20 protein-coding genes are annotated in these 22396 nt (G+C 63.5%); 11 read left to right on the forward strand and 9 right to left on the reverse strand.

What is annotated here, in order from left to right:
- Positions 1–29: 29 nt before the first annotated feature.
- The 3 genes from AACY13_RS07000 to phhA all read right to left on the reverse strand — a co-directional run bounded on the left by AACY13_RS07000 (position 30) and on the right by phhA (position 2508).
- The gene (locus AACY13_RS07000) at positions 30–1226 is read right to left on the reverse strand and encodes an amino acid aminotransferase (protein ID WP_339460328.1); all 1197 of its coding nucleotides are present in this window, start codon (positions 1224–1226) and stop codon (positions 30–32) included.
- Positions 1223–1579, reverse strand: coding sequence for a 4a-hydroxytetrahydrobiopterin dehydratase (locus tag AACY13_RS07005; RefSeq protein WP_339460957.1), 357 nt, complete (start codon positions 1577–1579; stop codon positions 1223–1225). Before AACY13_RS07005 ends, AACY13_RS07000 begins: the two co-directional genes overlap by 4 nt.
- A 143-nt stretch (positions 1580–1722) precedes the next feature.
- Positions 1723–2508 (reverse strand): phenylalanine 4-monooxygenase, encoded by a 786-nt coding sequence (phhA, locus tag AACY13_RS07010; RefSeq protein ID WP_339460329.1) that lies wholly within the window; start codon positions 2506–2508, stop codon positions 1723–1725.
- A gap of 257 nt (positions 2509–2765) precedes the next feature.
- On the opposite strand from phhA, the gene AACY13_RS07015 reads away from it, so the two are divergent.
- Entirely contained in the window at positions 2766–4319 is a 1554-nt protein-coding gene (locus AACY13_RS07015) for a sigma-54-dependent transcriptional regulator (protein WP_339460330.1), read from the forward strand.
- 10 nt (positions 4320–4329) lie between these two features.
- On the opposite strand, the gene AACY13_RS07020 is transcribed toward AACY13_RS07015, so the two are convergent.
- Positions 4330–4884 (reverse strand): nucleoside deaminase, encoded by a 555-nt coding sequence (locus tag AACY13_RS07020; protein ID WP_339460331.1) that lies wholly within the window; start codon positions 4882–4884, stop codon positions 4330–4332.
- A gap of 194 nt (positions 4885–5078) precedes the next feature.
- On the opposite strand from AACY13_RS07020, the gene AACY13_RS07025 reads away from it, so the two are divergent.
- From AACY13_RS07025 to AACY13_RS07070, 10 genes are all read left to right on the forward strand, one after another.
- Positions 5079–6152 (forward strand): DUF2157 domain-containing protein, encoded by a 1074-nt coding sequence (locus AACY13_RS07025; RefSeq protein WP_339460332.1) that lies wholly within the window; start codon positions 5079–5081, stop codon positions 6150–6152.
- On the forward strand, positions 6149–7066 hold the full coding sequence (locus AACY13_RS07030) for a DUF4824 family protein (RefSeq protein WP_339460334.1): 918 nt from the start codon (positions 6149–6151) through the stop codon (positions 7064–7066). The genes AACY13_RS07025 and AACY13_RS07030 overlap by 4 nt, the downstream gene beginning before the upstream one ends.
- A 245-nt stretch (positions 7067–7311) precedes the next feature.
- On the forward strand, positions 7312–9267 hold the full coding sequence (gene acs / locus AACY13_RS07035) for an acetate--CoA ligase (RefSeq protein ID WP_339460335.1): 1956 nt from the start codon (positions 7312–7314) through the stop codon (positions 9265–9267).
- A 545-nt stretch (positions 9268–9812) separates the two neighbouring features.
- A complete protein-coding gene (locus AACY13_RS07040; protein ID WP_339460336.1) occupies positions 9813–10592 on the forward strand; it encodes an ABC transporter substrate-binding protein in 780 nt (259 codons plus the stop codon).
- 117 nt (positions 10593–10709) lie between these two features.
- Complete coding sequence (locus AACY13_RS07045) at positions 10710–11399, forward strand: ABC transporter permease (protein ID WP_339460338.1); 690 nt, start codon at positions 10710–10712, stop codon at positions 11397–11399.
- A 15-nt stretch (positions 11400–11414) separates the two neighbouring features.
- Positions 11415–12113: an ABC transporter permease gene (locus tag AACY13_RS07050; RefSeq protein ID WP_339460339.1), complete on the forward strand. Its 699-nt coding sequence runs from the start codon at positions 11415–11417 to the stop codon at positions 12111–12113.
- Between the two features lie 10 nt (positions 12114–12123).
- Positions 12124–13236 carry a succinylglutamate desuccinylase/aspartoacylase family protein gene (locus AACY13_RS07055; protein ID WP_339460340.1) on the forward strand — a complete coding sequence of 371 codons (1113 nt, stop codon included), beginning with the start codon at positions 12124–12126 and terminating at the stop codon, positions 13234–13236.
- 18 nt (positions 13237–13254) lie between these two features.
- Complete coding sequence (locus AACY13_RS07060) at positions 13255–14019, forward strand: ABC transporter ATP-binding protein (protein ID WP_339460342.1); 765 nt, start codon at positions 13255–13257, stop codon at positions 14017–14019.
- Between the two features lie 67 nt (positions 14020–14086).
- Complete coding sequence (argR, locus tag AACY13_RS07065; protein ID WP_339460344.1) at positions 14087–15070, forward strand: transcriptional regulator ArgR; 984 nt, start codon at positions 14087–14089, stop codon at positions 15068–15070.
- A 133-nt stretch (positions 15071–15203) separates the two neighbouring features.
- Positions 15204–15959, forward strand: coding sequence for a substrate-binding periplasmic protein (locus tag AACY13_RS07070; RefSeq protein WP_339460345.1), 756 nt, complete (start codon positions 15204–15206; stop codon positions 15957–15959).
- Positions 15960–16140: 181 nt separating this feature from the next.
- Here the strand turns inward: AACY13_RS07070 and AACY13_RS07075 are convergent, their stop codons facing one another.
- The 5 genes from AACY13_RS07075 to AACY13_RS07095 form a co-directional block, all read right to left on the reverse strand.
- Positions 16141–16377, reverse strand: coding sequence for a hypothetical protein (locus AACY13_RS07075; protein ID WP_339460346.1), 237 nt, complete (start codon positions 16375–16377; stop codon positions 16141–16143).
- Positions 16378–17478: 1101 nt separating this feature from the next.
- Positions 17479–18936: an SLC13 family permease gene (locus AACY13_RS07080; RefSeq protein ID WP_339460348.1), complete on the reverse strand. Its 1458-nt coding sequence runs from the start codon at positions 18934–18936 to the stop codon at positions 17479–17481.
- A gap of 82 nt (positions 18937–19018) precedes the next feature.
- The gene (locus tag AACY13_RS07085) at positions 19019–19876 is read right to left on the reverse strand and encodes an ion transporter (protein WP_339460350.1); all 858 of its coding nucleotides are present in this window, start codon (positions 19874–19876) and stop codon (positions 19019–19021) included.
- 212 nt (positions 19877–20088) lie between these two features.
- Complete coding sequence (locus AACY13_RS07090; protein ID WP_339460351.1) at positions 20089–21540, reverse strand: alanine/glycine:cation symporter family protein; 1452 nt, start codon at positions 21538–21540, stop codon at positions 20089–20091.
- Between the two features lie 135 nt (positions 21541–21675).
- Positions 21676–22392, reverse strand: coding sequence for a gamma-glutamyl-gamma-aminobutyrate hydrolase family protein (locus AACY13_RS07095; RefSeq protein WP_339460353.1), 717 nt, complete (start codon positions 22390–22392; stop codon positions 21676–21678).
- Positions 22393–22396 lie beyond the last annotated feature (4 nt).

Genomic DNA, 22396 nt, shown 5'->3' on the forward strand with positions numbered 1-22396 from the left:
TGCGGGCCGTTGCGGGGCTCAGGCGCGCTTCAGTCGCTGCAGACGCGCGAAATGGCGCTGGCCAGCTGCTCCAGGCGCTCGGCGTCCACCCCGGCCATATTGGCCCGGCCTGAGCCGACCATATACACGCTGAATTCATTGCGCAGGCGTTGCACCTGGGTTGGGCTCAGGCCGGTGTAGGAGAACATCCCGCGCTGCAGCGCGATATGCGCAAAGCGCTCACTCAGGCCGTAAGGCTGCAGGGCTTCGACCAGGCCGGCACGCAGGCTGACGACGCGCTGGCGCATGCTCTCCAGTTCTTCGCTCCACAGGGCTTTCAGCTCTGCATTGTCGAGAATGCTGGCGACCACCGCCGCGCCGTGGGCCGGCGGAGTGGACCACAGGTTGCGGGCGATAAAGGCCAGCTGGCTGCGCACATCCTGCAGTTTGTCCGCGCTCTCGGCGCAGACGATCAGTGCGCCGGTACGCTCGCGGTACAGGCCGAAGTTTTTCGAGCAGGAACTGGTGATCAACAGCTCTGGCAGCTCGGCTGCGAACAGGCGCACGGCGAAGGTGTCCTGCTCCAGGCCATCGCCAAAGCCCTGGTAGGCGAAGTCGATCAAGGGCAACAGCTCGCGGGCCTTGACTACCTCCAGCACGCGTTTCCAGTCGCGCGGGGTGAGGTCGAAGCCGGTGGGGTTGTGGCAGCAGGCGTGCAGCAGCACCACGTCGCCCTTGGGCACATGGGCGAGGGCGGCGATCATCGCCTCGACATTCAGCTGGTTGTCCGCGCCGACATAGGGGTAATGCCCGACGCGCAGGTCGGCGGCAGCAAAGATGCTCTCGTGGATCGGCCAGGTCGGGTCGCTCAGCCAGATGCCACGGCCCGGCAGGCAGTGGGCGATAAAGTCCGCACACAGGCGCAATGCCCCGGTACCGCCAGGCGTCTGGGTGGTGCCTGCGCGCTCAGCCAGCAAGGTGTTGTCGGCACCCAATACCAGCTGACTGAGCAGGCTGCCAAACAGTGGGTCGCCATGACCGCCGATATAGCTCTTGGTGGTTTCGCTTTCCACCAGCCGCTGTTCGGCCAGTTTGACCGCGCGGGGAATCGGCGTCAGGCCCTGGGCGTCCTTGTACACGCCCACGCCGAGGTCGAGCTTGGCCGGGTTGCGGTCGACGCGGTAGGCGTCCATCAGGCCGAGAATCGGGTCGCCCGGCACCCGCGCGATGCTGTGGAAATGGCTCACTTGCGACCCTCGGCACTGGCGGCCAGCACATCGGTACGCGCGGCCATGATGAAGTCGTTGCGGTGCAGGCCCCGCATCTCGTGGCTCCACCAGGTCACGGTGACCTTGCCCCACTCGGTGAGCAGGGCCGGGTGGTGACCGACTTCCTCGGCGATGGCCCCGACCGCATTGGTAAAGGCCAGGGCGTGGCGGAAATTCTTGAACAGGTAGACCCGCTCCAGTTCCATATGGTCGTCGCGTACCTCGATATTCCAGTCCGGGATCTCGCGGATCAGTTCGGCCAGCTCCTCATCGCTGACTTTCGGCGCGTCGGCGCGGCAGGCTTCGCATTGGGCTTGGGCAAGGGACATCAGATTTCTCCAGAATTCGGTGGTGAACAAAGTGTAGGTGGGGTTGAGCTGCGCAGCGGCGAAGCCCAACGTGGCGTTCGTTTGTGTTGGGCTTCGCAAGCTCAACCCAACCTACATCGGTTATTTATGCCGTTTTCAAGACGCAACTACGCCGCTTTCGGCGGAAATTTCGGTGCGTGCAGGCCCATCTGCATGGCCCGCTGGACCATGCCCATGATGTCCTGGTGCGCCAGTTCGAACAGGTGCTTGAGTTCCGGCAAGACGTAATACAGCGGCTGCAGGATGTCGATGCGGTAGGGCGTGCGCATGGCCTCTACCGGGTCGAAGGCCAGGTGCTCGGGTTCGTCCGAAAGACTGTAGAGGGTTTCCTTCGGCGAGGAGAGGATGCCACCGCCGTAGATGCGCCGGCCCTGGCTGGTGTCGACCAGGCCGAACTCGATGGTCAGCCAGTACAGCCGCGCCAGGTAGACGCGTTCTTCCTTGCTGGCAGCCAGGCCGAGCTTGCCGTATGTGTGGGTGAATTCGGCGAACCAGGGGTTGGTCAGCAGCGGGCAGTGGCCAAAAATCTCGTGGAAGATATCCGGCTCCTGCAGGTAGTCCAGTTCCTGCGGGGTGCGGATAAAGGTGGCTACCGGAAACTGCTTGCTGGCCAGCAGCTCGAAGAAGGTCTGGAAGGGGATCAGCGCCGGCACCCGGGCCACGCGCCAGCCGGTGCTGGCCTCGAGCACCCGGTTGATTTCGCCGAGCTGCGGGATGCGATCCAGGGGCAGGGCGAGCTGGTCGATACCGTCCAGATATTCCTGGCAGGCGCGCCCTTCGATCACCTTGAGCTGGCGGGTGATCAGGGTATTCCACACCTTATGCTCGGCTTCCGGGTAATGGATAAAGCCACTGTCATCCGGTTCGCGAGCCAGGTATTGCGTGCTCTTCATCACTGCCTCCTGCTGGGGCTTTGTTGTTGTGTTTGAGCTAGAGATACGCCAGCCATTGCGGTTATGCAGCCCTCGGTTGGGCTGGGTGCGGGTGAGCGGGGTGGTTATTTCGTAAAGAATTGATTACGTGTCCGGCAATACGGCCAAGTATCGTCTTGCTGCTGCGCTAATCTGTCACATATTCTTGACGAAAAATCCGCCGCAGCTGTCGAATTTTTCGCCAGGCGGCCCATGCAAAGCCTGTTTAGAGTCCTGCCATGCGTATCAAAGTCCACTGCCAGAACCGAATTGGCATCCTGCGCGACATCCTCAACCTGCTGGTCGACTACGGCATCAACGTCGCGCGCGGCGAAGTCGGCGGCGAGCAGGGCAATGCCATCTACCTGCACTGCCCGAACCTGATCAACTTGCAGTTCCAGTCTCTGCGGCCGAAGTTCGAGGCGATTCCCGGGGTTTTCGGGGTCAAACGCGTCGGACTGATGCCCAGCGAGCGCCGTCATCTGGAGCTGAATGCCTTGCTCGGCGCGCTGGATTTCCCTGTGCTGTCGATCGATATGGGCGGCAGCATCGTCGCCGCCAACCGCAGCGCGGCGCAGCTGCTCGGGGTTCGGGTGGACGAGGTGCCGGGCATTCCGTTGTCGCGCTACGCCGAGGACTTCGACCTGCCGGAGCTGGTGCGCGCCAACAAGTCGCGGATCAATGGCTTGCGGGTCAAGGTCAAGGGCGATGTGTTTCTCGCCGATATCGCCCCGCTGCAGACCGAACACGATGAGAGCGACGCCCTGGCCGGGGCGGTGCTGACCCTGCATCGCGCGGACCGGGTAGGCGAGCGTATCTACCACGTGCGCAAGCAGGAGCTGCGCGGATTCGACAGCATCTTCCAGAGTTCCAAGGTGATGGCGGCTGTGGTCAGGGAAGCACGACGCATGGCACCGCTGGATGCGCCGCTGCTGATCGAGGGCGAAACCGGCACCGGCAAGGAGCTGCTGGCCCGCGCCTGCCACCTGGCCAGCCCGCGCGGGCAGTCGCCATTCATGGCGCTCAACTGCGCCGGGCTGCCGGAGTCCATGGCCGAGACCGAGCTGTTCGGCTACGGCCCAGGTGCCTTCGAGGGTGCGCGCCCGGAGGGCAAGCTCGGCCTGCTGGAACTGACCGCAGGCGGCACGCTGTTTCTCGATGGCGTCGGCGAGATGAGCCCGCGTCTGCAGGCCAAGTTGCTGCGCTTTCTGCAGGACGGCTGTTTCCGCCGGGTCGGCAGCGATGAGGAGGTCTATCTGGACGTGCGGGTGATCTGCGCCACCCAGGTGGACCTGTCGGAGCTGTGCGCCAAGGGCGAGTTTCGCCAGGACCTGTATCACCGCCTCAATGTGTTGAGCCTGCATATCCCGCCGCTGCGCGAGTGTCTGGATGGCTTGGCTCCGCTGGTCGAGCACTTTCTCGACTCGGCCAGCCGGCAGATCGGTTGCCCGCTGCCCAGGCTGGCCCCCCAGGTGCTGGACAGGCTCAGCCACTATCACTGGCCAGGCAATGTGCGCCAGCTGGAGAATGTGCTGTTCCAGGCCGTTTCCCTGTGCGACGGCGGTACGGTCAAGGCCGAGCATGTCCGCCTGCCGGACTACGGCGCGCCGCAGCCTTTGGGCGAGTTTTCGGTGGAAGGCGGGCTGGACGAGATTCTCGGCCGCTTCGAAAAGGCCGTGCTCGAGCGCCTGTTCCACGACCACCCGAGCAGCCGTCAGCTGGGCAAGCGCCTCGGCGTGTCGCACACCACCATCGCCAACAAGCTGCGCCAGCATGGCTTGGGCAAGGAATAGCTAGAGGGGGTCAAGTCCGCGGCTCACCGCTCCAGGCTGCTACCACCCGCTCACGCAACGCCTGGCGATCCTGCAGCTGGTTGATCGCCTGTTCGGCCAGGTTGATCCAGTAGGGGGCTACATCGGCTTGGCGCACTGAAGTGCGAGTAGCCAGTTCAGCCCAGGCTGCTGGCAGATGCTTGCCGGTAAAGCCGCCTGGCTTGTCGCGGGCCAGGTAGCGCACACGGGTAATGCCGGCGAGCAGGATGCGGCCGTAGCACATCAGGCAAGGTTGCAGGCTGACGTAAAGGGTTAGGGCGCTGCGGTCCTGCTCCGGGTGCTCGCTCTCCAGCTGGTCAAGCAGCAGCATCTCGGCATGCGCGGCGCTGTGGTAATGGCCGGTAAATACCTGATTGCGGGCGCTGCACAGCAGTTCCTGGGCGTCGTTGACCAGTACGGCCCCTACGCCATAGCAGCCTTGCTCCACGGCCAGCAGTGCCTGCTCGCAGCACAGCCGGGCCCAGATATCCTCGGGGTGCTGGCTGGGCGGAGCGTGCTGCAGCAGATCTGCATAGTGGCTTTTCATCGGGCTTCCGTGAGCTGAATGCTGTGCCAGGCAGAGGCAGTTTAGTCATGGGCGTACTGTTTGTCGGACGGGGCTTAAGCCGCGAGCGTTATTCGCGCTTACCCACCTTCTACACAGGTCAGCCCACCGGCGAAACTTTAGCGCTAGAGTGTGCGGGTCCCCATGACCTCGATGGAGTCGCCGCAAGGATTGCCATGCCGAACATAAACCGCAGTGATGCCCAGCAACGTGCCGATGACATCGGCGTGTTCAACCGCGAACTGGCGCGCCTTGAGGCGGAGCAGGTGCTGAACCTGAGCGACAGCCAGCGCGCCAGTTTGCACGGCCACCAGCAGCAATTGCTCGATAGCTACCTGGCGGCCTTCGATATCGACCACGACATCCAGGCCCGGCAGCTGTCGCTGAGCATGCGCATCGCCTCGTTTCTCGGCGCGCTGGCGCTGGCGGCCAGTGTGTTTTTTCTGTTCTATCAGTTCTGGGGGCTGTTCGGCACCCTCAGCCAGGTGGCGATTCTGCTGGCCGCGAGCATCGCTTCATTCGGCTTGACGCTATGGGTGCAACGCCTCGACCGCTCGGGTTATTTCAGCAAGCTGGCGGCGCTGGTGGCCTTTACCTGTTTTGTCCTGAACATCGTCATGCTCGGGCAGATCTTCAATATCACTCCCTCGAACCAGGCCTTGCTGCCCTGGGCGCTCTACGCGCTGCTGCTGGCCTACGCCTGCGGTGCGCGCCTGTTGCTGGCTGCCGGGCTGAGCTGCCTGCTGGCCTTTGTCGCGGCGCGAATCGGTAGCTGGGATGGCATCTACTGGCTGGGTTTTGCCCAGCGGCCGGAGAATTTCATCCTGCCGGCGCTGCTGATCTTCATGGTGCCGCTGCTGATCGATCAGCGCCGTTTCGATGGCTTTGCCATGATCTATCGGGTGTTCGGCCTGCTCGGGGTGTTTTTGCCGGTACTGGTGCTGGCGCACTGGGGGGCCGGTAGTTACTTCGATTATCCCCTCGAGTACATCGAGAATGCCTACCAGATTGGTGGCTTTATCCTCGCGGCCCTGGTGATCTGGCTGGGCGTGCGCCGCGAGTGGACGGATGTGCTGAACACCGGGCTGAGCTTCTTTGTGATTTTCCTCTACAGCAAGCTGTTCGACTGGTGGTGGGAGAGCATGCCCAAGTACCTGTTCTTTCTGGTGCTGGGCCTCGGTGCGGTGTTGATTCTGCTGGTGCTGCGGCGCTTGCGCAGTCGCCATGGCCTGCTCGGAGGTGGGCAATGAACGGCGTGCGTCTGCGTTATCTGCTTGCCGGCCTGGCGCTGCTCGGCCTGGTCAACGCCATGGTCCTGGCGGGGGTGGCCTGGAACCGTCAGCAGCCGGTGGAAAGCCGCCTGCAACTGTCCGAGCGCGAGCTGGGCAATACCTACGCCTACTGGCGCAAGGACAACAGCAGCCTGGCGCTGCGCCTGGATTACCGCTGGCCCAGCCGCGCGGATGACGAGCCCTACGCCCTGTCGATCAGTGCCGAGAAGATGGCCGAGCTGGGTTTTAAGGTACCCGGTGAGCTGAACGAGCAGACGGTGCGGCGTTACCGCCGTCAATTGGATCGCGATGCGCTGCTGGTGCTGGAGCTCGATGGCCCGGCTTATCGGCGCGAGGTCGCCTTGTTGCGCGCAGCCCATGCCGAGGCCCTGCGTTTGCAGCAGGCCGTGCCGGACAGCAAGGAGCTGGGTGAGGCAGCCCGCCACGCCGGCAATGCGCTGGCATACGAGCAACAGCGCGCCAGCCGTCTGCTGGTGGTCGATGTCGGGGTGGATCGGCAGGCGCTGCGGGCGCGCTACCCGGACCGCACGCGTTACGCCATTGTGCGCGGCATCATCCAGGTGCAGGTCAGCAGCGTGGCGGCCGAGTGGACGGGGGAGGGTGATGATCCGCGCCCGGATCACCTGCGCTGGACCTGGCAGCTCGGCGGCTCGGCCGAAACCCCGGGGGTGCAGAGCCTCAATCTGTCGCGGCGCTGGCATGCGAGGTTCGCCAGCCTGCCGCAGCAGGGCGAGCAGTCAGGCGTCGACTACCCGGGTTATCACAAGCTGTTTAGCGCCGAAGTCGCTTTTGGCCGGCGTCTGGAGCCCTGGGTCGTCGCGTTGAGCGGCAGGCCGGCGAACTCGCCGCAAGCTACGACCAAGGTGCAATAGCTCGGTGCGGCGTATCGGGGGAAAGTGGCTGCGTTGCAATCCTGCGTGGTTTGGATGCAAGCGTTTCTCCATTCCTCCCTGGAATGATTTGGGTAGGCGGTCAGATGACCGCCTTTTTTTTCATTCGAAAAAAGTGCCCGCAACCATGGTCGTAGAGCGTTAAGACCATGGTCGAATGGCTCAAAGGCGGGGTTCTGGCTACAAAATGCACCATAGAACAACAACTACCCACCGAGGTATTTCCAATGAGTGCTGCGTCCCTGTATCCCGTGCGCCCCGAGGTGGCGGCCCAGTCGCTGACCGATGAAGCCACCTATAAAGCCATGTACCAGCAGTCGGTGATCAACCCCGATGGTTTCTGGCGTGAGCAGGCCAAGCGCCTGGACTGGATCAAACCCTTCACCAAGGTCAAGCAAACCTCCTTCGACGATCACCATGTCGATATCAAGTGGTTTGCCGATGGCACCCTCAACGTTTCCTATAACTGCCTGGACCGTCATCTGGAAGAGCGTGGCGATCAGGTGGCGATCATCTGGGAAGGCGATGACCCGTCCGAGCACGAGGAAATCACCTACCGCCAGCTGCATGAGCAGGTGTGCAAGTTCGCCAACGCTTTGCGTGGCCAGGACGTGCACCGTGGCGACGTGGTAACCATTTATATGCCGATGATTCCCCAGGCGGTGGTGGCCATGCTGGCCTGTACCCGTATCGGCGCGATCCACTCCGTGGTGTTCGGCGGCTTCTCCCCCGAAGCCCTGGCCGGCCGGATTATCGACTGCCAGTCCAAGGTGGTGATCACCGCCGATGAAGGCCTGCGCGGTGGCAAGAAAACCCCGCTGAAAGCCAACGTCGACGACGCTTTGACCAACCCGGAAACTGCCAGCGTGCAGAAGGTTATCGTGTGCAAGCGCACCGGCAGCCCGATCAAGTGGAACCAGCACCGCGACATCTGGTACGAAGATCTGATGGCGGTAGCCGGCAGCGTCTGCGCGCCGAAGGAAATGGGTGCCGAGGAAGCGCTGTTTATCCTCTACACCTCCGGCTCCACCGGCAAGCCCAAGGGCGTTCAGCACACCACTGCGGGCTACCTGCTGTATGCGGCGCTGACCCATGAGCGGGTATTCGACTACAAACCCGGCGATATCTACTGGTGCACCGCCGACGTCGGCTGGGTCACCGGCCACAGCTATATCGTCTACGGCCCGCTGGCCAATGGCGCGACCACGCTGCTGTTCGAGGGCGTGCCGAACTACCCGGATATCACCCGGGTGTCGAAGATCGTCGACAAGCACAAGGTCAATATCCTCTACACCGCACCGACCGCGATCCGCGCCATGATGGCCCAGGGCGATGCGGCAGTAGCCGGGGCCGATGGCTCCAGCCTGCGACTGCTCGGTTCGGTCGGCGAGCCGATCAACCCGGAAGCCTGGAACTGGTACTACAAGACGGTCGGCCAGGAACGCTGCCCGATCGTCGATACCTGGTGGCAGACCGAAACCGGCGGCATCCTGATCAGCCCGCTGCCGGGTGCCACGGCGCTCAAGCCGGGTTCGGCGACCCGTCCGTTCTTCGGCGTGCAGCCGGCCCTGGTGGATAACCTGGGTAACCTGATCGAGGGTGCCGCCGAAGGCAACCTGGTGGTCATCGATTCCTGGCCGGGTCAGGCCCGTACCCTGTACGGCGACCACGATCGTTTCGTCGACACCTACTTCAAGACCTTCAAGGGCATGTACTTCACCGGTGACGGCGCGCGCCGCGACGAAGACGGTTACTACTGGATCACCGGCCGGGTCGACGACGTGTTGAACGTGTCCGGCCACCGTATGGGTACCGCCGAAATCGAAAGCGCCATGGTCGCCCACCCGAAAGTCGCCGAGGCCGCCGTGGTCGGCGTGCCGCACGACATCAAGGGCCAGGGCATTTATGTCTATGTCACCCTGAATGGCGGTGAAGAGCCTTCCGAACAGTTGCGCCAGGAGTTGAAGAACTGGGTGCGCAAGGAAATCGGTCCGATTGCCTCGCCGGACGTGATTCAGTGGGCTCCCGGCCTGCCGAAAACCCGCTCGGGCAAGATCATGCGCCGCATCCTGCGCAAGATCGCCACCGCCGAATACGATGCACTCGGCGATATTTCCACGCTGGCCGATCCTGGCGTGGTGCAGCACCTTATCGACACCCACCGCGGTATGCAGGCCGCCTGACTCCGGTCGGCCCCTGCAGGCAACGCCCCAGCTCGGCCACAAGCCGGCTGGGGCGTTGTGCGTTATGGGGCGCAGCGCCTCTTGATCTTGGCAGTCGGACTGAAATCCGACTTTTCGACTGTCACTGGTCGGTAACGCCGGTGCGCCGGGGTGGGGCGCATGGAAACGTTATACCCAGTTTCGGGGCCGTTTCGGCGCGGCCAGACAAACCCGAAATCCCGCTCAAGGCCTTTGGATAGAGGGCCTGACCAGAATGGGCGCGTTAATTGCTTTATTTATTGGTTGATCATCTTTTCTGTCTGCTCATGTTTTGTGCTGGCTGTCAATATCCTCGCGTTGCCCGTCCGGGCCTTTTGTAATTACTTGTCGCATTGAAGAAATATCGACTTTCGAGCTGTCGCTAGAATGCCGCTCACCCGGCTGGAGCCGCTTGTGGTCTGCATATGACGCAGCTTTGCGGCGACTCACTACAATTTATCCATGGCTGGACACTTGCCCCACACTCACTGCCACCCGATGCCATTCCCATTCGAAGGAGTCACAAAATGAAGAAGATTGCACTTCTCGGCGCACTGGCGCTGTCCATGCTGTCGCCGTTGGCCATGGCTGAAGAGGTCAAACCGCTGCGTATCGGCATTGAAGCGGCCTACCCGCCGTTCGCCTTCAAGACGCCGGATGGTGCCATCAGTGGCTTCGACTACGACATCGGCGTCGCCCTGTGCGAAGAGATGAAAGTGGAATGCAAATGGATCGAGCAGGAGTTCGACGGCCTGATCCCCGCGCTGAAAGTACGCAAGTTCGACGCCGTGCTGTCGTCCATGAGCATCACCGAAGACCGCAAGAAGTCCGTGGACTTTACCGGCAAGTACTACGCCACCCCAGCCAAGCTGGCGATGAAGGCGGGTACCGAACTGAAGGATATCCAGACTGATCTCAAGGGCAAGAAGATCGGCGTGCAGCGTTCCTCTGTCTATGACCGTTACGCTACCGACGTGTTTGCGGCTGCTGGTGCCGAAATTGTTCGATACAGCTCGCAGAACGAGGTCTTCCTCGATCTATCCTCGGGTCGCCTGGACGCCACCCTGGCAGATTCGGTGAATATCGACGACGGCTTCCTCAAGACCGACGCGGGTAAAGGTTTTGCTTTCGTTGGGCCGGACTTCACCGATAGCAACTACTTCGGCGAAGGCCAGGGCATCGCCGTGCGCAAGGGCGACAAGGAGTTGGCCGACAAGATCAGCGCCGCCATCCTCGCCATCCGTGCCAACGGCAAGTACAAGGAAGTTCAGGACAAGTACTTCGACTTCAACGTCTACGGCGACTGATTTTCCTTACAACGTCGTCTTCACTTAAAGTGGCGCAGACTCACGGCCCGTAGGCCTGCGTCACTTTCTCGTTGTGCTTCCTGGCGCCGCCTGGCGCTTGCATGAGGTAACCAGAGCATGCTGAACGGCTACGGCTCGACCATTCTCGACGGTGCATGGCTCACCCTGATCCTGGCCCTGACCTCCATGGCGGTGGCGATCTTTCTCGGCCTGCTGGGCGCGGCCTTTCGCCTGTCGCCGATCAAGTGGCTGGCGCTGCTGGGGGAAACCTACGCCACGGTGATCCGCGGGGTGCCCGATCTGGTGCTGATCCTGCTGATCTTCTACGGCGGCCAGGACATCGTGAACCGTGTCGCGCCGATGCTCGGTTACGACGACTACATCGATATCAACCCCTTTGTCGCCGGGGTGTTCACCATGGGCTTTATCTTCGGTGCCTACCTCTCTGAGACCTTTCGCGGGGCCTTTATGGCCATCCCCAAGGGCCAGGCCGAGGCGGGCGCGGCCTATGGCATGAGTGGTGTGCAGGTGTTTTTCCGCATCCTGGTGCCGCAGATGATCCGCTTCGCCATTCCCGGTTTCACCAACAACTGGCTGGTGCTGACCAAGGCCACCGCGCTGATCTCGGTGGTGGGCCTGCAGGACATGATGTTCAAGGCGAAAAGCGCGGCCGATGCCACCCGCGAGCCGTTCACCTTCTATCTGGCGGTCGCGGCGCTGTATCTGGTGCTGACCAGCGTGTCGTTGCTGGCGCTGCGTTTCCTGGAAAAACGTTACTCGGTCGGCATCAAAGCCGCCGATCTCTGACAGGGGAATGCCACGATGATTTTTGATTTCTCGGTGATCTGGGACAACCTGCCGCTGTACTTCGGCGGCGTGCTGGTAACCCTGCAGATCCTCCTGATTGCCCTGGCCGGCGGCCTGGCCCTGGCCATACCACTGGGCCTGATGCGGGTGTCCAAGTCGCCCTGGGTGAACTTCCCGGCCTGGCTCTACACCTACGTGATTCGCGGCACGCCGATGCTGGTACAGCTGTTTCTGATCTATTACGGCCTGGCCCAGTTCGAGGCGGTGCGCGAAAGCTTTATGTGGCCCTACCTGTCCAGCGCCACCTTCTGCGCCTGCCTGGCCTTTGCCATCAACACCAGTGCCTACTCGGCGGAGATCCTCGCCGGCAGCCTCAAGGCCACGCCCCACGGCGAGATCGAGGCGGCCAAGGCCATGGGCATGTCGCGCTTCAAGCTGTACCGGCGCATCCTCCTGCCTTCGGCACTGCGCCGGGCGCTGCCGCAGTACAGCAACGAAGTGATCATGATGCTGCACACCACGTCGCTGGCATCGATCGTTACCCTGATCGACATCACCGGCGCGGCGCGCACGGTCAGTGCGCGGTTCTATATGCCGTTCGAAGCCTTTATCACCGCCGGCCTGTTCTACCTCTTCCTGACCTTTATCCTGGTGCGCCTGTTCAAGCTGGCCGAACGCCGCTGGCTGGCTTACCTGGCCCCACGCAAGGCCTGAGGAGACGCCCATGCAACGGATCGATCACCTACTGCCCTGGGGTTGTCCGGGCACCGAGCGACACTTGAGCGTATTCCGTTTCGGCAGCGGGCCGTGCAAGGCCTATATCCAGGCCGCCCTGCACGCCGATGAACTGCCGGGCATGCGCGTGGCGGTGGAGCTCAAGCGTCGCCTGGGCGAACTGGAAGCCCAGGGGCGTCTGACCGGGGTGATCGAACTGGTACCGCTGGCCAACCCCATCGGCCTCGGCCAGGTGCTCCAGGCCAGTCACCATGGGCGTTTCGAACTGGCCAGCGGGAAGAATTTCAACCGCGATTTCTTCGCCCTGGGCGAGGCCATCGCGCCGGCCCTCGAAGGTTGCCTGGGCCAGGACGGGCCGACCAATGTACGGCTGATTCGCACGGCCATGCTGGCCGCCCTGGATGCCATGCCGCCGGCCGCATCGGAGCTGCAGGGCCTGCAGCGTCTGCTACTCAGGCATGCCTGCGACGCCGACCTGGTGCTCGACCTGCACTGCGATTTCGATGCCGTGATGCACCTCTACCTGTTGCCGCAGCAGTGGTCACAACTGCGCTCTCTGGCTGCGCGCCTGCAGGCCGGCGCGGTGCTGACCATGGAGGATTCCGGCGGCGGCTCATTCGATGAGAACTGCGCGCTGCCCTGGTTGCACCTGAGCCGCCGTTTTCCCGAGGCGGCCATTCCCCTGGCCTGCCTGGCGGTGACGGTGGAGCTGGGCGGCATGGCCGACACCGAACGGCCGCGGGCCGAGGCCAGTGCCGAACAGATCCTGGCCTTTCTCGCCGAGCAGGGCCTGATCGCCGGCGACTGGCCGAGCGCGCCCGAGGCCTGCTGCGAGGCCACCCCCTTTGCGGGCACGCAGTACGCCTATGCGCCCCATGCCGGGGTGGTGAGTTTTCTGCAACCAGTGGGGGCGCAGGTCTTGGCCGGCGATCCGCTGTTCGAGGTAATCGATCCGCTGGATGATCGCCACAGCATCGTCTGTGCCGCCACCGACGGTGTGCTCTATGCCCGTGAACGGATGCGCTTTGCTCAGCCCGGTCTATGGCTGGCCAAGGTCGCCGGTCGTACCCCTATTCGCCAGGGTCGCTTGCTCAGCGACTGATTCAAGAGAGTGGAAACCATGTACAAACTCGAAGTTCAGGATCTGCACAAGCGCTACGGCACCCACGAAGTCCTCAAGGGCGTGTCCCTGGCGGCCAAGGCCGGCGATGTGATCAGCATCATCGGCTCCAGTGGCTCGGGCAAGAGCACCTTTCTGCGTTGCATCAACATGCTCGAGCAGCCCCATGGCGGCAAGATCCTGCTCAACGGCGAGGAGCTGAAGCTGGTGGCCAACAAGGACGGCGCGCTCAAGGCCGCCGAGCCCAAGCAGCTGCAGCGCATGCGCTCGCGCCTGGCCATGGTGTTTCAGCACTTCAACCTGTGGTCGCATATGAGCGCCCTGGAAAACGTCATGGAAGCGCCAGTGCACGTGCTCGGCATGAGCAAGAAGGAGGCCCTGGAAAAGGCCGAGCATTACCTGAGCAAGGTCGGCGTGGCCCACCGCAAGGACGCCTATCCCGCGCATATGAGCGGCGGCGAGCAGCAGCGTGTGGCGATCGCCCGGGCCCTGGCCATGGAACCCGAGGTGATGCTGTTCGACGAGCCGACCTCGGCGCTGGACCCGGAACTGGTCGGCGAGGTACTCAAGGTCATGCAGGACCTGGCCCAGGAAGGCCGCACCATGGTGGTGGTGACCCACGAAATGGGCTTTGCCCGCGAGGTGTCGAACCAGCTGGTGTTCCTCCACAAGGGCGTAGTGGAAGAGCGCGGCTGCCCACGCGAAGTGCTGGCCAATCCGCAATCCGAGCGTTTGCAGCAGTTTCTCTCTGGCAGTCTGAAATAACCAACGGCAACATCTGTACGCATCCACGCTATGCCCATAATCGCCAACAGAGCCTAAACTGCCCCCCATGAATGCCCACCGAATTGGCTTCTTGCTTTGGCCCTCGACCAAGCCTCTGACCCTGGCCTTGGCCGAAGAAGCGCTGCGCGTCGCCCAGCGCGTCCACCCCGAGGTGGTTTACGAACTGGTGTTCCTCCAGGCCGAAGCGCCGGGCGAGGGTGCCTGGCGGCTGCCGGGGGAATCCTGGGTGGGCAAGCTGGAAGGCTGCCAGAAGCTCTTTCTGCTCGCCGACGAGCCGCCCGCGGCCATGGTTCCGGCGCTGTCCGGCGCACTCAAGCAGCTGGTACGCGCCGGCTGCGTGATCGGCGGCATCTCCGCCGGGGTCTACCCGCTGGCGCAAATGGGCCTGCTCGACGGCTATCGCGCCTCGGTACATTGGCGCTGGCAGGACGACTTTGCCGAGCGCTTTCCCAAGGTGATCGCCACCAGTCATCTGTTCGACTGGGACCGTGATCGCCTGAGTGCCTGCGGCGGCCTGGCCGTGCTCGACCTGCTGCTGGCCTTGCTGGCTCGCGACCATGGGGCCGAACTGGCCGGCGCGGTCAGCGAGGAGCTAGTGGTCGAGCGTATCCGCGAAGGCGGCGAGCGCCAGCGCATCCCCCTGCAGAACCGTCTCGGCTCCAGCCATCCCAAGCTGACCCAGGCGGTGCTGCTGATGGAGGCCAATATCGAGGAGCCGCTGACCACCGACGAAATCGCCCAGCACGTGTGTGTATCGCGGCGTCAGCTGGAACGCATCTTCAAGCAGTACCTCAACCGCGTACCCAGCCAGTACTACCTGGAGCTGCGTCTGAACAAGGCGCGCCAGCTGTTGATGCAGACCAGCAAGTCGATCATCCAGATCGGCCTGTCCTGCGGCTTCTCCTCCGGTCCGCACTTCTCCAGCGCCTATCGCAACTTCTTCGGTGCCACGCCGCGGGAAGACCGCAACCAGCGGCGCAGTAACAGCCCCTTCGAGCTGACCTCGACGCCGCCGACCGAGCGCGCCTGAGCCGCGGGCGCGAGAAGTCGCCCGTCACCTTGAACTGCCCCGGTCCGGGCACTATGTTGCCGGCTGACGGCTGGTCCGCGCCAGCGGCAGCGAACAGGACTAAGCTTGGCGCTCACCATGGAAGATAGGCTGTATGGATACTGACTCGACGGGAACCCTGGCGCGCCTTCTGCTGGCCCTTGTTCTGGGCCTGGCGGCACCTGTGCTGCGGGCCGAAACCCTGATCGCCATCGACAATGCCAATCCGCCCTTTATGTATCAGCAGGACGGTCAGGCCAGGGGGCTGTATCCCCAGGTGCTGCGGGCCGTGTTCGCCCGTGCGGGGCAGCCGGTGGTTATCCTGGCGATGCCGTGGAAGCGCGCGCTAAGGCGTAGCGAGAACGCCGAAGTGGGTGTGGGCGGCATCTACAAGACCCGCCGGCGCCTGGCGCTGTATGACTATTCGCAGCCGATCTTCGAAGAAAAACTTATCGTCTATGTGCACCGGGACAAGGCGTTCCGCTTCACCCGGGTCAGTGACCTGCACGGCAAGCGAGTCGGCGTGATCCGCGGCTGGAGTTATACCGAGGCCCTCGACGAGGCGATCAGGGAGGGCCGCATCAAGGTGAGTGAAAGCAGCTCGGATGAGGCGAATTTCAAGATGCTCGCGTCCGGCAGGCTGGATGCGCTGATTGCCATCGAACTGGCCGGGCAGCGGATTATCCAGCAGTTTCGGCTGCACCAGGTACAGGCCCTGTCACCACCCCTGAGCATCAACCCGACCTATCTGGTGTTTGCCAAACAGGCTCGGCAGCAGGCGCTGTTGCAGCGCTTCGACCAGATCCTGCTGGAGATGCGCGCGGACGGTAGCCTGGACAGGCTGGTGCAGCAGGCCGTAGGCAATCGCTAGTGGCCTGTACGGCGAGTTGGTTAACTCAAGTTCGGATGACTGAGGCCCTGAGACAAGCCGCTACGACGAGCCATGGCGGGCTATGCCGAGGAGTAGCAACGCAGTATCAGGGCCTCGGGGGCCGAAATTGACTAATTGAACTTGCCACACAGGCCGCTGCCAGCCTGCTGTCTGCCGGGCCTCAATGACTCCAGATCAGCCTCACCAGCAGATAACTGACCAGGGCCTCCAGCACCACGCCGATCAGGTTGAGGGCGACGCCGGCCTTGCTCATCGATTGGATGTGCATATGCCCGCTACCGAAGCCGCTGGTATTCGGCGGGGTGGCCACGGGCATCATGAACGCGCCACTGGCGGTGATGGCAGCGGGCACGGGATCGCGCTGGGCGTGACAGTCGCGGCCTGGTGCCGTGCGCATTTTCCCGGCCCGGCAGTCAGCCCGCTTCGCCGTAATAGCACTTTGCTGTTTCTGTTGTTGTCAAACTCAGCAGGTACCATGACGGAGTCCCGTCCATGAAGTTTCGCTTGCTGCTCCCGTTTGTCCTGCTCCTGTCGCTCACTGCCTGCACCGTCTATTCAGGCGGGTATGGTGGCTATCGGCCGCCCTACGATCCACCTCCGTACGGCCAATGGCGCTGGGACCCGGGCCTGAGAGTCTACGTGAGCCTCGGTCACACCCACCTCTACTTCGGCGACCGCTACTACTACCGCTGGCACGACGGCGGCTGGCACAGGTCTAGCCGCCACGACGGGCCCTGGCAGGTGCGTGACTATCGCCATGTTCCGCCTGCTTTGTACAAGAAATACCCTGCGCCAAGAGGCGCTCCGGGGTATGGAAGTCGCCCCGGCGATCGCTACCAGGGTCAAGGCAACAGTCGAGGCCCGGGCGATCCCCGTTACCAGGGCCAGGACAGAGAGCGAGGCCAGGGCGATCCCCGCAGCCAGGGCCAGGGCCAGAGCCGGGAGCGAGGGCAGGGCGATCCCCGTTACCAGGGCCAGGACAGGGAGCGAGGCCAGGGTGATCCCCGCAGCCAGGGTCAGAGCCGGGAGCGAGGACAGGGTGATCCCCGCAGCCAGGGCCAGGGCCGGGAGCGTGGGCAGAGCAGCAGCCAGCAGCCAGGCACGAGGCCGATTAAGCCTGTCCCGCAAGGCCAGCCCAGCAACCGGGGTGGCGACAGCAAGGGTGGCCAATGGCAGCAGCAAAACCAGGGCCGGGAGCCGTATTGATCCGGACACAGACGGTAGCCCAGAGGCTGATCCGAGTTACGCTCCCCGCCACCTCGGGCGCTTATCAAACAGCGTGTATGTCATTGATTTAATGGGTTATGACGTTTTGTAGAAGCGGTCGGGCGGCGCTCCGTCGGGCGGCGTTCCGTCGGGCGGCCCCCCGCTTTAGCCGTGAATTTATCGGAGCACAATAAAAGTTTCGCGGCTAAAGCCACTTCTCCATAGAGGCTCCTCGCACACCAGGTTTGCTGCGCGATCGCGCGGCGTCGAAGGCGGCGAGAGGCTCTTTGGCTCAATGGCTCCAGATCAGCCCCACCAGCAGGTAGCTGACCAGGGTTACCAGCACCACGCCGATCAGGTTGAGGGCAAAACCCGCCTTGATCATCGACTGGATACGCATATGCCCGGTGCCGAACACGATGGCGTTCGGCGGGGTGGCGACCGGCATCATGAACGCGCAGCTGGCGGCAATGGCGGCGGGGATCGCCAGCATCTCTGCAGGCATCCCCTGGGCCACGGCCAGCGCGCCGAGCAGCGGCAGGAAGGCTGCCGCGGTGGCGGTGTTGGAGGTGACCTCGGTGAGAAAGATGATCACCAGTACCACCACGCCGATCATCGCCAGTACCGGCAGCGCGCTCAGGGCACCGAGGCTCTGGGCGATCCACTCGGCCAGCCCGGTGCTGCGGATCACCCCGGCCAGGGACAGGCCGCCGCCGAACAGCAGCAATACCCCCCAGGGCAGTTTGCCGGCGCTTTCCCAGTTCATCAGAAACACCCGCCGTTTGGCGTCCACCGGGATGATAAACAGCGCCAGGGCGGCGGCAATGGCGATGCTGGTGTCGTTGACCCCGGGTATCTGCTGGGCAATCAGTGGTTGCAGCACCCAGGCCGCTGCCGTCAGCACGAAGACCAGGGCCACCAGTTTCTCGCCGCGGCTCAGCGGGCCCAGTTCGGCCAGTTCGCTGCGGATCAGCTCGCCGCTGTCGTGACCACTGAGCCGGAAGCCGCCACGGGTCAGCCACCACCAGACAAAGGCCAGCATCAGAATCGACACCGGCAGGCCGATCAGCATCCATTGGCCGAAGCCGATCTGCACGTCGTAGTTTTCCGCCAGGAAGGCCGCCAGCAGGGCGTTGGGCGGCGTGCCGATGAGGGTGGCGATGCCGCCGACACTGGCGGCATAGGCGATGGCCAGCAGCAGGGCGGTGGCGAAACGTTCGCGCTCGCTATCGCCGGCGTCTCTCTCGCCGGCCAGCAGGCCGATCACCGACAGGCCGATGGGCAGCATCATGATGGTGGTGGCGGTGTTGCTCACCCACATGCTGAGAAAGGCGGTGGCCAGCATAAAACCGGCGATCTGCCGGCTCGGCTGGCTGCCCATGGCCAGCAGGGTCATCAGGGCGATGCGCTTGTGCAGGTTCCAGCGTTCCATGGCCAGGCCGAGGATAAAACCGCCGAGGAACAGGTAGATGGTCGGGTTGGCGTAGGGCGCGGTGGCGGCGTTGAGGCTGTCGATACCCAGGGCCGGGATCAGCAGAATCGGCAGCAGCGAGGTGGCGGGAATCGGAATGGCTTCGGTGGACCACCAGGTGGCCATCAGCAGGGTCAGGCCGACCGCCGCCCAGGCTGTGTCGGACAGGCCGGCGGGCGGCGCGCTGAGCAAGCAGGCCAGCAACAGCAGCGGGCCGAGCAGCAGTCCGATCCAGGCGGCCTTGGCGGGCGCGGGCGCGGCGGTGGTCGATTCGGCCATAGCGGGCTTCCTTTTGGGAAAAGGGCTGCGTTATAGCTTAGGAAATGACGAATTGGCCACCTGCTAGGTGGCCGGTTTTGCTTCAGTCTGTGTCGGTGTGTGGCTTTCTGGGCCGCGACGCGCGCGGGTAAAGGGCCTGACCGCAGCGGTTGCAGAAGGCCGCTGCCTGTTCGTGGTGGGCTTTCTGGCAGTTCGGGCAAGGGTGCTCGAACTGATTGTCGGCACGCATCGCCGTGGCCAGTTCCGCGGTGAAGATGCCGGTGGGCACGGCGATGATCGAATAGCCGGTGATCATCACCAGGGTCGCCATGGCTTGGCCGAGCGCGGTTTGCGGGGTGATGTCGCCGAAGCCTACGGTGGTCAGCGTCACCACGGCCCAGTAGATGCTGATCGGGATACTGGTGAAACCGTTCGCCGGGCCTTCGATCACGTACATCAGGGTGCCGAACACCGTGACCAGGGTGGCGATGCTGACGAAGAACACGGTGATCTTCTGCCGGCTGCCGCGCAGCGCGGTGAGCAGAAAGTTGGCCTGGCGCAGGTAGGGGCTGAGCTTGAGTACGCGGAACACCCGCAGCATGCGGATCACCCGGATGATCAGCAGATACTGGGCGTCCGGGTAGAACAGGGCAAGGATCGCCGGCAGCACCGCCAACAGATCGACCAGGCCGAAGAAGCTGAAGGCATAGCGCAGCGGCTTGGGCGCGCAGTACAGGCGCACGCCATATTCAAGCGCGAACAGCAGGGTAAAGCCCCATTCCAGGCCGGCCAACAGCGGTGCGTACTGGCTGTGGATGCTGTCGATACTGTCGAGCATCACCACCACCAGACTGGCCATGATGGTCAGCAGCAGGTAACGGTCGAAGCGTTGCCCGGCCGGGGTGTCGGTGTGGAAGATGATGATGTACAGGCGCTGACGCCAGCTTTGGCTGCTTTCCATGGATAACACCAGCGGAGTGGGAGCATGCAGCCTAAGCAGCCCGGAGGGGTGATGGCAAGGCGAACGTGGCGGTTAGCGTGCCGCAGACCGATGCGGTGAGCATGGTTCTTGGCCAGTGCCTGCGTACGCTCAAGCCGGATTCCGCGGCCGACGGAGGCTTCACGCCGTCTTAGCGCAGTTGCCCGCCTGGAGGCGGGCAACTGGTGGGCAGGTCAGGACGGCTGGGGCTTGGCTATGGCGGTATCCGGCGTCTTGGATTCTGCGGTTTGCCCTGGTGGGGTTGGCCAGGCCTGTGGGTCGATGTCCAGTTCGGGAAACATGCTTGGATCGAAACTGGGGCTGACGATGCCAGCAGCACGCTGGCGTTCGTAGTCGCGCATCAGGCGCAGCCCTACCTTGAGCAACAGAACAAGGGCGATAAGGTTGACCAGGGCGAGCAGGGCCATGGTCAGGTCGGCGAAGGCGAACACCGTGTTGAGCTCCTGCAGAGCCCCCCAGAGAATCAGAGCCAAGGTCAGCAGACGGAAGCCCGCAATCGCCACGGGGTTGTCCAGGCCCATGAAGCTCAGGCTGTTTTCGCCCAGGTAGTAGTTGTAGACCATCGACGTGAAGCAGAAGAAGAACAATGCCAGGCTGACGAAGACACGCCCCCACTCACCCACGTGCTCGGCCATGGCCGCCTGGGTCAGGGCGATACCCCCTAGGCTGCCGCCCGGCTGGTAGGCCTCCGAAAGCAGCACGATCATCGCGGTGCAGCTGCACAGCACCAGGGTATCGATGAACACGCTGAATGCCTGCACGATGCCCTGGTTGACCGGATGGGGGACTTCGGCCACGGCCGCCGCGTTGGGCGCACTGCCGAGGCCGGCTTCGTTGGAGAACAGGCCGCGCTTGATACCGTGCAGTATGGCCGCGCCGACACCGCCACCGACAGCCTGTTCCAGCCCGAAAGCACTGTTGAAAATCATCAGCAATGCCTCTGGAATGCGTTCGACATGGCTGCCCAGTACGTACAGGGTCATGACCAGATAACCGCAGGCCATGACCGGCACAAGGATCTCGGTGAATCTGGCGATGCGCTGGAGGCCGCCGAAGATGATTGCCGCCAGTAGGACAGCGATCAGCGCGGCGCAAGCATAGGCCGGCAGACCGAGGGTATCGTTGAGTGAGGTGGCGATGGTGTATGACTGCAGGGCGCTGAAGCCGAAACCAAAGGTCACCAGCAGCAGGACCGAGAAGACCACCGCCAGCCAGCGTGACTTCAAGCCGCGCTCGATATAGAAGGCCGGTCCGCCACGATACAGGCCGTTGCGGCCGCGAACCTTGAAGGCTTGTGCCAGGGTGCATTCGAAGAAGCTGGTGGCCATGCCGAGCAGGCCGATCATCCACATCCAGAACACCGCACCCGGGCCGCCCAGGGTAATGGCGACGGCGACACCGGCGATGTTGCCGGCACCGACCCGCCCGGCGACGCTCAGGGTCAGGGCCTGAAACGAGCTGATCTGTCCTTTCTGGTGCTTGAAGGCGCTGCGCAGGATGCCGAACATGGCGGCGAAGTGGCGCAGCTGGACGAAGCGGGAGCTGCAGGTGAATAGCAAGCCGATGGCCACGAGGGTGACGATCAGTACCTTGCCCCAGAGCAAGTCGTTGAGGAGATTAAGCATGGCGAAGCTCTCTGCGATTGGAATTGGGATTGTCGAGGCAGAACGATTCAGCTTACGGCTGGGCAGGTGCAGGGAACTGCAGGGCGCGGCCGGAGGCGTTGCGCTGGCGGGTTCTCGACGACCTGTCGATTCTTGTTATGAACGGGCGGCCCCCACGAAGGCCTGAAACAGGCGGCTTTCTTCCTGATTGATACGGTATTCGGGGTGCCATTGCAGCCCCAGGGCGAAGCGCCGATCGCGGCGTTCCACGGCCTCGATCAGGCCGTCCTCGGAGCGTGCTGTCGGCAGCAGGTTGTCCGGCAGTTGCCGGGCTCCCTGGTGGTGTACCGAGTTGACTCGCAGGCGGCTGCAGCCGAGCAGACGCTGCAACTGGCTGTCTGGGGCGATATCTACCGGGTGCCAGGGGTGGTCGTGAGCCGTCGTCTGCATGTGTTCGAGGGCTCCGGGCATGTCGCTGCCGAGGTCCTGGTAGAGGCTGCCGCCAGAGGCGACCACCAACAGTTGCATTCCGCCGCAGATACCCAGCACCGGCATGTCCCGATCCAGAGCACCGCGCAGCAGGGCCATCTCGAAGGCGGTGCGTGTCGCTTTGGTGCTCACACTCTGGTGCTGCGTGCTCTGGCTGTAGAGCTCTGGCGGGATGTCGAACATGCCGCCGCTGACGAGCAGGGCATCGATTCGCTCCAGGTAGTCCTGCACCGCCGACAGGTCATGTGGCAGGGCGATCGGCAGGCCGCCGGCGGCGCTCACCGCCTCGGCGTAATTGACGCGCAGGGCGTACCAGGGGTCGCTGGAGTAGCCACCGCCTTGCGGTTCGATATCCAGGGTGATTCCGATCAGGGGTTTGCGCATGGCG

The organism is Pseudomonas sp. EA_105y_Pfl2_R69 (genome assembly GCF_963970915.1).
Classification (GTDB): Bacteria; Pseudomonadota; Gammaproteobacteria; order Pseudomonadales; family Pseudomonadaceae; genus Aquipseudomonas.